Below are 13,101 nucleotides of genomic sequence, written 5' to 3'. Positions count from 1 at the left end.
TCACTCATGAAACAAGAAAGTATCAGTAATATTGTTGTTTTCTCAAATCATCTTCTTGCTTACTCAGAGACATTTATCTTGGCTCAAGGGGAGTCTTTAAGACGGTATAAAGCAAACTACATGGGGAGTGACTTTGTCCCTAATGGGTTGCCGACGCCAAAAGATCGTTCGTTTGTGCTCAATCGAGGTCGGTTTGGCTCTTTAGTCGATAAGGCGCTAAAACTGGGAATAGCCCTACCGCGTGCTACGAAACAAATTAAAGAGATACAGCCAAAGCTTTGCCACGCTCATTTCGGACCCAATGGTATGACTGCAGCGCCATTGTCCAAGAAGTTGAATATACCACTTGTTGTTACCTTTCATGGATTCGACTTAATTGAGTCACCTACAGTCATTGAGCATGGCCGACTACATGTCAACTATTATCGTAACCGACATCGTCTAAATGAAAAAGTGACCAAATTTATAGCCGTTTCCGAACGCGTTAAACAGAGAATGCTGGATGCGGGCTTTCCAAAAGAAAAAATTATTCGTCACTACATAGGAATCGACACAAAAAAGTTTACTCCTGACCAAAGCGTAGCGCGTGAAAACTTAGTGGTCTGCGTTGGGAGAATGTCTAAGTACAAAGGGCAAGAATATTTGATTCGTGCGATGGCGGAGGTGCAGAAGCTACAGAATGACTATCGTCTAGTACTGATCGGGGATGGTGATGAACGTGCTTCATTAGAAAGAATCGCGTCACAACTCTCCGTCAATATAACGTTTACCGGTCGGCAAACACCCGAACAGGTTGTTGAATGGATGAGAAAAGCTAAGGTGTATGTTCAGCCTAGTGTCCGTCTGAAAAATGGACAAGAAGAAGCATTGGCTCTAACGATTGTAGAGGCACAAGCGGTTGGCACCCCCGCGGTTGTGTTTAGCTCTGGGGGTATGCGTGAAGCAATTAATCCAGGAAGGTCTGGTTTCGTCGTTGATAGTGAGTCTACGACGCAGCTAGTAAATGCCATTTCGAATCTTGTATCTGATCAATGCCTGTGGGAAAGCTTCAGTGATGAAGCTAGGCGTTACGTGCTGGAAGTTCACGATCTAGAAAAACAAACGGAAAAGCTTGAGTCCATATATGAGCAAGCGATTAGAGACTACCGCGCGTAGTCATCGACATAAGGATTTTGTCAATGAAACTATCAGTCATTATTCCATCTTATGAGTCCCAAGATAATTTAGAGGCAACCCTCAAAGCGATCGAGCCTCAGGTTAATGAAAATATAGAAATAATCGTAGTAGACTGCTCCGCTACCAGCGAAGTAGATCAAATCTGCAATCGTTTTGGCTTTGTCCAGTTTATAAAAGAAACGAAACGATTTAATCCTGGCAAAGGGCGAAATATCGGTGCCAAGTATGCACAAGGTGACTACTTAGTTTTCTTAGACTCAGACGTCATCCTCGATCCAAGAGCTTTAGAGTTGATAGGATCTCATGCGTCTAATGGTTTTAAGGTTTTCGGTGGCGCATTAGAGCTCAATACCGAAGCAGATTCGTCGCTTTCCTCATATATCGAGCACTATTACTTTAACCATGAATCGCAAGCCACTCGTTCTCCAACGATTCGCTCGAACCTAAGTTCAGCTCTTATGGTGATTGCGAAATCGACTTTTGAAAATGCGGGAGGTTTTAGCGATTTACCTCGTATGCAAGATACGGAGTTGACTGAGCGATTAGTGTCAGATGGTCTAACGCTCTACTTCTTCCCTGATATCGTCGGGTATCAAATTCAGGACTCACCGTTAAAGAAAGTTCTGAAGAAGATTTTTATCACCGGAAACAATCTATTTTTCCTGCGCTATCAGCGCAAAGCAGTCGGGCTGGGAAAACTGGCGATCGCAGCACTTTTGCCATTTTTGATGTTAGCAAAAATAACCAGAATCAATTACAGAAACATAAAGTTCGCTGCTAGCCCTATGATGATCTTTGTGCTGTGCCCAATGATGTATCTATGCGGAGTTGCATGGATGGCAGGCTTCTATAAAGGAATATTTGTCAGTAATGGGATTGATGCGGGGCGTTAGGTATGGATATCGCGTTGTACTCTATCTCAGATAAGATCAAAGGGTTTCATCGACTTCCGTTTATCAAGCAGTTAAATGGGAAGATTGAAAACGAAGGCGGTAAACTCGCGTATTTTAAGCGTCCACGTTTCTTCTTGGCGACTGATAGTGACTATCGACGTCGAGAAGAAGTTGATGGGGTCCCGTCATATCCACTGTACACATTAGTACCCGTATCAAAAGTTATAGGATACCCACTGCTCCTTTGGCTGCTTGTCACATTGCCAATTAAGCTACAAGTGAACGTAGTTTTTAGAAATCGATCAAATACGTCGCGTATAGATTGGTTTTATAAGCCTGACCAATACTTATATCTTAAGGGAGTCAGTACCACTTATGCTTACACGCACTACGATAACTACGATGACGACAAAGACTACTACTTCTCTCATTCAAGAAACTATGAGCAAACGTTGCGTTTATGCGTCCAAGAAAGTCTTGTTACGTTCACGACAGGGGAGAGGTTACTCGAAAAGCTTCAAGAGTTGGGGCAAGGGACCAACGTCTGCTATCTACCAAATGCCGTTTCTGATGAATGGTTGGGAGTGCCACATCCTGATGATAAACCTGAGCAAAAACCAGTAGTAATAGGTTTTGTAGGCACAATCGATACGAGTATTGATGAGGATCTCATAGAGGTTATCTGTCAAAAGTACCGCAACGCATCAGTCAGGTTGATTGGCAGAGTAACGAATGATGCAATTGAGAGGCTGTCTAACAAATACCAAAACTTGCAGTTGCTTGGTCAAGTAGACTATCTAAAACTCCCTTCTATGATAAGTGACTTTACTGTAGGCCTGGTACCTTATAAGGGTTCCCCATTCAACGCCTACCGTAATCCTTTGAAGCTGTATGAGTACTGCGCATGTGGAATACCTACCGTGTCAGTGGCCTGCGATTTTGATCGAAGTGGTCGTCATTTAATTAGTATCGCCAATGATATCGAGTCATTCTTGGATAGTCTTGAACAAATATTATCAAGACGCGACGGTCTAAGGCGGGAGCGTACTGAATTTGCCGAGGCCAACACTTGGTCTCTCCGAGCCCATCAAGCGATTGCCCAAATCAGGGATCATCAAATCAAGGAAGACAATAATGAAACGCATATTTAGTGGTCTTTTAGACAAAGTGACCACGTATCCAACGTCGGATGCCGTGATAGCCGTCATCGAGGAAAAGATGAGGTGCGGCGAGAACGTTAATATTGCTTTTGTGAATGCACACGCGTTCAATTTGGCATGCAGAGACGCAAACTTCTATTCCGCAATAAGACAAAGTGATCTTTTATTGAGAGATGGTATCGGAGTAGAGATATTGTTCCGTATGTTGGGTTCAGAGCCAGGGGAAAACCTAAACGGCACAGATCTCATCCCCCAACTACTTGAACGATCCTTCAAAAATAAACGGGTAGCTATTTTTGGTTCGGCCCAAGAAGAACTGGATAAGGCAGAAGTTTTGCTCAGAGATTCTGGGTTGAATGTAGTCGCTACTGTCGATGGGTTTCAAAGTGAAGACACTTATCTAGAATCATTGAGAGAGAATGTTCCCGACGTTGTCATACTGGCGATGGGGATGCCAAAACAGGAAATACTCTCCATTGCTCTTCAAGCTGAAATGACGTCTCTTGTTACCGTAAACGGAGGTGCAGTTATTGATTTTCTGGCTGGAAAAGTAGAGCGAGCTCCTCGATGGGTTAGAGCGTGTCATATGGAGTGGTGTTTTCGTTTGTTTATGGAGCCCAAACGATTATTCAGTCGCTACGTTGTTGGTAATGTTGTTTTCCTATCGCGAGCAGTTTGGATCAAGTTAATAACGGGTAAACGCTATGCAAATTAAAACTCACTTATTGATCGGACTAACGAGCCTCGTAAGTATCAACGTGGTCGCTAATGAAAAGAAAACGATCGAACCACAACAATTTTTGACGTTTCCGTCTGATAAAACCGCTAGTTTGGTGTTTGAGTGTGCAGAGTCGCTGTGGGGACACGGCGAGGACACGGGCGTTACAACGTTTACTCTTACGCCTGAGAAAAATAGAAAACGGTGTGAGTTTGCAATCCAAGGGCTACTTCAAAGAGACGTCAGGTTCCGGTTAAGTTTCGAGTTTAAAGTGAATGAAGTGTATGACGATCCAGTTAACTGGCATAGTTATTTTCAATTCCATTCATTCCCAGATGAAGGCGAGCGATGGCGTTGTCCCGTTAGCGCATTGGAATCGAGAGGCGGCACGTTAAGAATGTTTAATCGATGGGATGAACAACATATATCGAGCACCATCAATGGTACTTGTGCCAACGATGGCAACTCAATACAAGCTAGGACACTTTTCTCCGAACGAACTTTTAATGTCGGTAGTTGGAACGAGTTTACGGTTGAAGGGGTTATGAGCACTAATGATGAAGGACATATCAGAGTTTCGCTCAATGATGAATTGCTATCCGAAGTCGTGGGCCCCAATACATTTAATGATGATAGAGATCCTTACTTTAAACTCGGTATCTACAAGCCGACACGATGGGCAGAGAATGATCATATTGCACTATCGGTCAGAAATGTGGAGTTTGAGTAAGATATGTTGATCAATAGAGATAAATTTGACTCATTTTGCTTAAGCTGCATGTTAGCGCTGTCATTCTTTCGCTCAACAAGTATGTGGATTGGCTATCCGTCAGCTCAACACCAACTTGCTCAAATCACCTACATGCCTCAAAAACTAATGCAAATACTCGTAATGTTATTGCTCATTGCTTACTTAGTTTTTTCGGGTTATCGGCTTTTATTGGATATTCGACTAAAGAAAGTCGAGTGGTTGGTGATAGTTTCTATACTCTTTTCAGTTGTATTGTCAGATTACAAAGTTCTATCAATGCGCTATTTTGTTTCATTTATGGTGATTACGTTACCACCCATACTTTATTATCATCGTTATGGACCTGAAGCATTACTTGTCTTTATAACAAAAATAATATCGCTAACTGTGCTTGTAAACTTTTTTTATGTATTAGTTTCCCCCGGTTATGCCATAATGTCTGGTGTACATGAGGGCGCTTGGCGAGGTATGTTCGTACATAAAAATGTAGCGGGAGCTTATTTTGCATTAGTTAGTGTTATTTTTATTTCAAAGTGGTTCTACCTAGAAAAGCTCAGGACTAGAAACGATTTAATACTATTTGTATTATGCTGCGTAATGGTGTTTGGATCTAAATCAATGACAGCGATACTAACATTTTTTATCGTACATCTTTCTTTCTGGCTATCTTACCTAATACTTAAGCATTCACTCGTCTCTCAAAGGCTTTTCATCGTCACAACATATCTCCTAGTACTAGTAGTCGGGGGATTTGTGGTAAGCACGTATTTCGATGAACTTATGACCTTGCTAGGTCGAGACCCATCGCTTACGGGAAGAACCGGGCTCTGGGAGGTCTTATTGCCTCTCGTTATTGAGAAACCTGTCTTTGGCTATGGCATCGGAGTATTCTCTCGCCCAGAGATTATGTACGAGTATTCCTTGGCCTTTGGGTGGATGGCGAAATCAACACACAGTTCCTTTTTAGATATATTATTAGGCGTGGGTTTTATAGGTGCTACATCAGTATTATCTTGGTTATTTTACTGCTTGTTTTCCACTTTGCTGAAACAAGTGATTACTGCTAGGTATGCTTTTCAATTATCCGGAGCTGTGAGTGTCATAATTGGCTGTCTCATAATTGCGACATCCTCAAGTGGGGTGTTAATTAGTGCAAATATATTTTGGATCCTTATTATTTGTATGGTTTACTTCTGTTATTCGCAGGAAGTTATTGAGGGATAGATTTCCCATTCAACTTTTGATAAGGCTAAATCATTATTTAGCTAATACTTCTTGTCAGTGTCATAAAGTCTATCTCATTGCTGTTTTTAATGGGTACGTTAAAACGCTATGGCTTCAATGTGCCTAGTTATTCATGGGCGCATCATAATAAAAGTGATTTTAATCACGGGTAATAATAGAGAGTGTTACTTTTTATTCTATCAAAGTATTAGAGCATTTAATTATCAGGAGAAGACAATGAGTACTATCTATACAGGATCAACTAACACAACAGGTACAGGGTCCGCGACTGGGTTAACCGCAGAAAACGCATTTTTGGCCGTATTTTCGGGGGATTGGGTTCTTACAGAAGAATCTGTTTTTGTCAGTGATCTAGGTAATGATGTCATTGCTACCAACCAAGGCAAGTGGAACCAAGCAGGATATAAAGAAATAAGCATAGAAACGGATAAGAGCTTTATCTTTGTAGACAATTTTGTCGACGTTGATGTCTTAGCGACATCTAACCGAGGCACTGATGTCACGGTCCTTGATGCAAAGCGTGGCGATATTGCCACAGGTAACGGACGTGATGTTGTTGAGATCTCTGCCTACTCCAATGCTTCTAGCGCTACTGGGTGGGGCAATATGTTTAATGTAGATACCGGTGCTGGTAGTGACATTATCCAAATGACTCATAGTAAAAACTCACAATGGACAGAGTTTAATATTGATGCGGGACGTGGACACGACTTTGTCGATGTTTCTGAGTTGTATGACCCAGCTTCTGGGGTAAGCCGATTTGCTGATGGTGGTAGAGGCGTCGACTTTCTAAAGTTCTCAGGCGATAACACTTTAGAGTTTGAAAACTTTGAGGTAGTGATTGGTGGTGATAGCGCTGCTTTAGAGCTCGATGAAGATTTACTAGAAAGTAACGATTCACTCGCAGCTCTCAATATCGGCCTCGTGCTGAGCAATATTAACCTATCTACTGATCTGGCTTTTGAAACGAATGAGGGTCTATCTGTACAAGAGGTTCTTTTGCTTGAAGCTAGTGGTTTTGACTCGACCGAGTTTACGTCAGTCACCCTGATGGGAGAAGGTGATAGTGAATACACCGTGCTCACCGACAGTGATGACTTTGCCGTAGTTTAAGGCTTAGTTGCTTATCTAGTTTTGCTATAGAGAGCACTCAGTTTATGAGTGCTCTAGTTATCTACTAAAGATTGGTATGGTCTATGAAGGAACAATGGACATCATTCTTAGCATATCGAAGGAAAACACTCGTTTTCTTTGAGCTATTCTCTGTGTTCGCAAATATGCTGGTTTTAGTGTTACCAATATACAGCTTGCAGGTGTTCAATAGAGTGTTGAGTTCAAAAAGCTTGGAAACGTTGTTGTATCTTACAGTGATTGCATGCTGTCTATTGCTACTTCAGCAGGTGTTGGAATATGCACGTCAACGAATCTTAGGTAACTTAAAGAATATCTACGAGGCGACATTTGATACCAATGTGTTGTCTATTGCTCTGTCAAACACCAACGAAGACCCGACAGAGGTGCTAAAAAAGCATCGCCAGGCTGCACTTTACCTGTCTTCACCTTACAAGCGTGCAAAATCGGATCTTCCATGGTCTATAGCATTTATTTTGGTCATGTTTAGCTTACATCCAGTCCTGGGAAGTTACGCGTTGTGTACTTCCATACTCTTGATTCTCATGATAGTGATGTTTTCAGGTTCAGTTAGGCAATTAGAAATGAGCTATCAACACTATAAGGGTGTCCAGAGATCAGGTGCCGCTAGAATCGTTAGTCACGCAGTACTTGCTAGATCGCTACGAATCTCGAATAAACTGATTGCTACATGGGGTCATAAAAATCAACACACCTCACAATTACAACTTGATGCTTCCTCGAAAACAGCAGTGTTGCAATCGTCTATAAAGCTGTTGAGAACATTAATACAAGTCGGAGTTTATGCTGTTGGCGCAGTACTGGTTATCAAGGGTGATGTCTTAGCGGGAGCCTTACTTGCCTCTGCGATACTCATCAGCCGTATTGTTACGCCTATAGAACTTGCTTCCCAGCACTATAAAGAGTTCCAAGCACAGCGAGACGCATTTAATTGGCTCAATCATATACTAACCAGTCATAAATCGGTGACTAAGTTTGAAGTGGAACTTGATGATATAAAAGTACGCTTGCAAGACGTGTCTTTTAGCTACCATGAGCGTGCACTTCTCAAAAGCATTAGCTTTAAGTTAGCTCAAGGAAAGTGCTTGGAAATCAAAGGGCCCACGGGGTCTGGTAAAACGTTATTAATGGACACTCTGTCCAACCGTGTGCAACCGACGGACGGCAAAGTGTTATTCAACGATATAGATATACGCAATATTGATGAAAATACACTATCGGAAAGCGTTGGTTATCTTAGTCAAAATCCAAGCTTTTTTAAAGGCACCATTGCAGAGAACATATGTGGCTTTCATGATGTCGCATCGAATTCAGAAAAAATATTGGCGATAAGTGAAGCTGTTGGTCTAGTCGATGAGGTTACAAGACTGCCGGATAACTACAACACGGTTTTAGAGAGCGACGACATGACCTTGTCACAAGGACAAAAACAAAAGCTCGCATTAGCACGTTGCTTTTATGGCAACCCCAAACTCGTTCTTTTAGACAACCCGACAGTCGCGTTAGATCCCACAACAAAAGTAAAACTGTTGAATACGCTCATTAGTCTGAAAGAGAGTGGAACGACCATTATTTTTATAAGCGATGACGCCTCACTACAGAGCCTTGCCGATTATGTTGTTGAGCTCCAAGAAGGCACGGTCGTGAAAGGTTACTCAATCAACAAAAACTCCTCAGGCAGTAAAAACGTGACCGATCTAAAGCCTGCAGCGCAATATCAAAGTATTACTTATTGAGTAGCTTATGAATCATTTGGACTCAGATTTAACACAAAGCAATAACAAACTTGTTTTGACCACGCTTTTAATCCTCGTTATCGGAATTGTTCTGTTCGTTGGTTGGTCACTCAAAGCTAAGCTAAGTTCCGCAGCGATTGCACCGGGGCTTATTGTTGTGGAAAACAAACGCAAAACGATTGAGCATCTAGAAGGGGGAATCGCGCACTCTGTGCTCGTATCTGATGGCGAACACGTAGTCATTGGCCAGCCTCTGCTTAAAATTGCTGACATTGCTACACAAAGTGCGCTTAGAAGGGGGACTCTTCACTGGTTGAGTAAGCGTGTTGAATATATGAGATTGCTCGCCGAGCGAGATAACAAAGAAGAGTTCGAATCGTCACTCGAGCATGAGCAGTTTGCGGGATTACGTCTTGAATACATAACCATGGTTGAAAACCAGCAGTCGCTTTTTGCTAGTCGTAAACAGATGCGTGCCCTTGAACTATCGATTATGTCTTCAAGAAAGGCAGAGCTAGAAGGCAGAAGTTCCTCATTTCGTAGCAAGCTTAGCCAAAATTCTCTAGCTAAAGTCTACTTGCTAGAAGAGATAAAGATGCACGAGCGGCTACTTGAAGATGGCTACACTTCGCGGATAAAACTGCTTGAATTGAAGCGCTCACAAGTCCTTCTAGATTCAGACATTATTGGGATACGAGCAGAACTCGCCTCTATTGAACAAAGTATCGTTGAGGTTACTCGTCAGCTAAACGCTATTGAACAAAAACATAATTCAGAAATAGAGCAGTTAATCGCCCAGGTGAAGAACGATCTTATCGCTGCGGAGGCCGAGCTGAAGATAGCGAGAGACAGCTATGAACGCTCGCTCATCACTAGTCCTTCCGATGGAATCATACAAAACATTACCGTTCACTCGTCAGGACAGGTTATTAAAGCTGGTGAAGTACTCATGGAAGTCGTGCCGAACAATGATCGCTTGATCGTTGAAGCGATCGTCTCGCCACAAGACATCGATATGGTTCAAAGCGGCCAGAACGCATCGGTGCGATTATCCGGTTTGAATCATATGACAGTACCACCTGTTAGCGGGGAAGTTATTTACGTCGATGCAGATGTGTCGGAAAGTCCAGATGGGGCCTCGACGGGTTTTAAAGTCAAAGTTAGCATCAACCAAAACAGCATTGAGGGTCTATATCAAGTTGATCTTACACCAGGAATGCCTGCAGAGGTGTTCGTTCTGTTAGAGCAAAAGAGACCAATTGATTACTTGTTAGAGCCTTTATCAAATAGCTTTTATAAAGCTTTTAGAGAGCAATAATTTTAGTTAGTGACGTTTACTAACGCTTTAACCATTACTTTTATAAAACAAGGAAGTGTCGAAATGATTAAACATTGCTTATTCCCGGCAGCGGGTTATGGAACGCGTTTTTTGCCTGCGACCAAATCCATGCCTAAAGAGATGATGCCCATCGTAAACAAACCATTAATTGAATACGGAGTCGATGAAGCGATTCAAGCAGGAATGACAAACATGGCAATTGTCACCGGACGCGGGAAGAACTCCCTTATGGATCACTTTGATAAAAACTATGAGCTCGAGCACCAGATTAGTGGAACTAACAAAGAAGAGATGCTTGTTGATATTAGATTACTCATTGATTCTGCGCAGTTTACATATATCCGCCAGAGAGAAATGAAGGGGCTAGGGCATGCCATTCTTACGGGTAAGCAGTTGATAGGAGATAACCCGTTTGCTGTCGTTTTGGCTGATGACTTGTGTGTCAATGAAACTCAAGGCGTGCTTGAACAGATGGTTAAGCTGTTTAAGCAATTCAGATGCACGATTGTTGCTGTTGAGGAGGTGCCTAACGATGAGACGCACAAATATGGGGTTATCGCAGGTGAGCATTTAAGTGATGATCTGATCCGAGTGACTGACATGGTTGAAAAGCCAGAACAAGGAACCGCGCCTAGCAATTTAGCGATTATTGGTCGTTATATTCTCACACCGGATATCTTCGAACATATTGAAAACACTGAACCTGGGAAAGGTGGTGAGATACAAATAACCGACGCCATTCTAAAACAGGCCAGCAATGGGTGCGTTATCGCCTATCGCTTTAAGGGAAAACGGTTTGATTGCGGTAGCGTGGATGGGTATATCGATGCGACAAATTACTGCTATGAAAACATATACTTAAACGATGACAGCGTGGAACTCAAGAAGCTTGCTACGTTCAAAAACGGTCATGATCGAAAATGTGCTTGATTGAACTTGGCTTGTTAGTAGTGGCAAGGCTATGAGCAGAGCGCTGCTTTGCTCTGGTCTTGTTATGTTGCTCGTTTTCTCACACATATGGCTAAGGAACAGTGATGAATGAGAAATTGAGAATAGACACATTGCGTGGGACTGCGTGTGTGCTATTGGTGTTTTTCCATGTTATTGGCTCTAACCCAAACAATGGACTAAAAATCGACGATGGCTTTTATCGCGATTTCAACGACGTACTCGGTTATCTGCGCATGCCACTGTTTACATTTTTATCGGGTTACGTTTATGCCTATCGGCCTTTTCAAGTAGGAGCGACGAGCTTTCTATTCAAAAAGGCGCGACGACTGTTGGTACCAATGTTGATTGTAGGTACGGCGTTTGCGCTTCTTCAGAGTTTGACCCCAGGTACCAATTTTGAAGGGTACAATTGGCAATTGTTACACATTAAGCCTGTCGCGCATTTTTGGTTTATTGAAGCGCTGTTTCTAATATTTATTCTGATCGTCATGTTAGAGAAATCAAAAGCGTTTGAGTGTCTGGCGAGGTGGGTTCTGGTATTGGCTGTCGCTTCGGTGGTTTACATTTCGCCTTTGTCCATCGACTATTTTTCGATAAATGGCTTCATTTACCTTTGCCCGTATTTTGTTTTAGGCATGGGTGTGAATAGATTTAACCTCATGAAAAGGTTAAGAAAAGAAGCGATTTTCATAATGTTGCTAGGTGTAGGTTTGGTATTATCCTTTATGTATTTTGATGTACTCTCAGCCGATTCAAAGAGGACGTTGCTAGCATTAATGCTTGGAATGCTGGGCTGTACTGGGTTGTTGGGCTTAAAGCTTAAGCTTAACTTTCTGGCTATGATTGGTGCTTTTTCTTATTCAATCTATCTCTATCATGTGTTCTTCACATCCTTTACTCGGATTTTGATAAACAAAATGCCCGTTAATCCAAGCCTGGAAGTGCTCGCCTTATTAGGTATCGTTGCTGGCATTTTGGGCCCCATAGTTGTCCAAAAAATCATGGCCAATAACAATACAACCCGTCTGCTTTTTTTGGGTATGGGTAAACAAAAGAACATTCAAACGAAAACTCAGTCGCTAGCAACTTGAAACTCCTTCTTAAGCCACCGCCTCAGTGCGAGTGTGCTCTCCAGCTTTAATCGCTCAGGTAGACAAGCAAAGTGATATTCCTGATGAGGGTTGACGACTGGACTGCCAATCTCGATTAAAAACTGGTTCTCAACTTCGTCTTTAATAAACAACCTATGTGTCACCAGTATGCCCAAGCTTCTTATTGCGGCGTGAATGGCTTGTACTGAAGCGTTGAACTTGAGTGTTCCATGTGTGGTGGGTGATGAAATGTTATGGGCCTTGCACCATAAGTCCCAATCGTGTTTTCGTCGATCGTTCGTCACCCAGATGCTTGGGTATCGTTTTAAAAGTCCTTCTACGTCTTCCTTTGGATGAGATTTGGCTATGGAGGGACTGCACACCATAACTAACTCATCATCCCCAAGCTTTTCACTGTAATAATCACTCCAATCTTCGATGTTGCCATGGACTATGGCGACATCGACCCCTTCACGTTCCAAGTCGAACGGACCAATTAGGTTAGAAATTCGAACATCTAGCGATGGAATTTCTTTTTGTAAATCTTCGACACGCGGAATCCACCAGTGAAGCGCTAATGAGTTAACCATGTTAATCGTCAGGCGCTCGTCTCTATGCTTGTTAAGCAGTGCCTCGCTTGCTCGTACAATTTGTTCTAACGCGGGGCCAACATCTCTGTAGTAATTCTTTCCTTCTTTCGTGAGTTCGACGCGCCGGCCTACACGATGGAACAGCTTGGTATTAAGTTGAGATTCGAGACTTTTGACGCTCTGACTAACGGCTGAGTGACTTACGAATAAGTGCTCTGCAGCTAAAGTCATGCTACCGAGCTCAGCGACGGCAACAAAAGAATAAAGAGACTTTAATGCAACGTGTTGCTTCATAGTAT

The 13,101-nt window shown here is 42.5% G+C and carries 12 protein-coding genes; 11 read left to right on the top strand and 1 reads right to left on the bottom strand.

All coding sequences use genetic code 11. The features are described from left to right. The first annotated feature begins 6 nt into the window (after nucleotides 1-6). The 11 genes from LY387_RS24780 (at nucleotide 7) to LY387_RS24730 (ending at nucleotide 12,212) form a co-directional block, all read left to right on the top strand. Nucleotides 7-1,155 (top strand): glycosyltransferase, encoded by a 1,149-nt coding sequence (locus LY387_RS24780; protein WP_234496803.1) that lies wholly within the window; start codon nucleotides 7-9, stop codon nucleotides 1,153-1,155. Between the two features lie 23 nt (nucleotides 1,156-1,178). Then, a complete protein-coding gene (locus tag LY387_RS24775; protein WP_234496802.1) occupies nucleotides 1,179-2,069 on the top strand; it encodes a glycosyltransferase family 2 protein in 891 nt (296 codons plus the stop codon). 2 nt (nucleotides 2,070-2,071) lie between these two features. Further along, nucleotides 2,072-3,220 (top strand): glycosyltransferase, encoded by a 1,149-nt coding sequence (locus tag LY387_RS24770; protein WP_234496801.1) that lies wholly within the window; start codon nucleotides 2,072-2,074, stop codon nucleotides 3,218-3,220. After that, on the top strand, nucleotides 3,204-3,944 hold the full coding sequence (locus tag LY387_RS24765; protein WP_234496800.1) for a WecB/TagA/CpsF family glycosyltransferase: 741 nt from the start codon (nucleotides 3,204-3,206) through the stop codon (nucleotides 3,942-3,944). The genes LY387_RS24770 and LY387_RS24765 overlap by 17 nt, the downstream gene beginning before the upstream one ends. Further along, entirely contained in the window at nucleotides 3,934-4,677 is a 744-nt protein-coding gene (locus LY387_RS24760) for a heparin lyase I family protein (protein ID WP_234496799.1), read from the top strand. Before LY387_RS24765 ends, LY387_RS24760 begins: the two co-directional genes overlap by 11 nt. A 3-nt stretch (nucleotides 4,678-4,680) precedes the next feature. Further along, on the top strand, nucleotides 4,681-5,922 hold the full coding sequence (locus LY387_RS24755) for an O-antigen ligase family protein (protein ID WP_234496798.1): 1,242 nt from the start codon (nucleotides 4,681-4,683) through the stop codon (nucleotides 5,920-5,922). Between the two features lie 237 nt (nucleotides 5,923-6,159). Continuing rightward, nucleotides 6,160-7,056, top strand: coding sequence for a hypothetical protein (locus LY387_RS24750; protein WP_234496797.1), 897 nt, complete (start codon nucleotides 6,160-6,162; stop codon nucleotides 7,054-7,056). Between the two features lie 83 nt (nucleotides 7,057-7,139). After that, entirely contained in the window at nucleotides 7,140-8,831 is a 1,692-nt protein-coding gene (locus LY387_RS24745) for an ATP-binding cassette domain-containing protein (RefSeq protein ID WP_234496796.1), read from the top strand. A 7-nt stretch (nucleotides 8,832-8,838) separates the two neighbouring features. Beyond that, complete coding sequence (locus LY387_RS24740) at nucleotides 8,839-10,149, top strand: HlyD family type I secretion periplasmic adaptor subunit (RefSeq protein ID WP_234496795.1); 1,311 nt, start codon at nucleotides 8,839-8,841, stop codon at nucleotides 10,147-10,149. A gap of 63 nt (nucleotides 10,150-10,212) precedes the next feature. After that, nucleotides 10,213-11,100: a UTP--glucose-1-phosphate uridylyltransferase GalU gene (gene galU / locus LY387_RS24735; protein WP_234496794.1), complete on the top strand. Its 888-nt coding sequence runs from the start codon at nucleotides 10,213-10,215 to the stop codon at nucleotides 11,098-11,100. A 104-nt stretch (nucleotides 11,101-11,204) separates the two neighbouring features. Continuing rightward, nucleotides 11,205-12,212: an acyltransferase family protein gene (locus tag LY387_RS24730; protein WP_234496793.1), complete on the top strand. Its 1,008-nt coding sequence runs from the start codon at nucleotides 11,205-11,207 to the stop codon at nucleotides 12,210-12,212. Here LY387_RS24730 and LY387_RS24725 read toward each other — a convergent pair. Further along, nucleotides 12,194-13,096, bottom strand: coding sequence for a LysR substrate-binding domain-containing protein (locus LY387_RS24725; RefSeq protein ID WP_234496792.1), 903 nt, complete (start codon nucleotides 13,094-13,096; stop codon nucleotides 12,194-12,196). The two genes, LY387_RS24730 and LY387_RS24725, sit on opposite strands and share 19 nt — an antisense overlap. Nucleotides 13,097-13,101 lie beyond the last annotated feature (5 nt).

The organism is Vibrio maritimus, from assembly GCF_021441885.1.
GTDB classification, from domain to species: domain Bacteria; phylum Pseudomonadota; class Gammaproteobacteria; order Enterobacterales; family Vibrionaceae; genus Vibrio; species Vibrio maritimus_B.
Note: the sequence above shows the minus strand (reverse complement) of the source record. Positions and strands in the feature narration are given on the sequence as shown.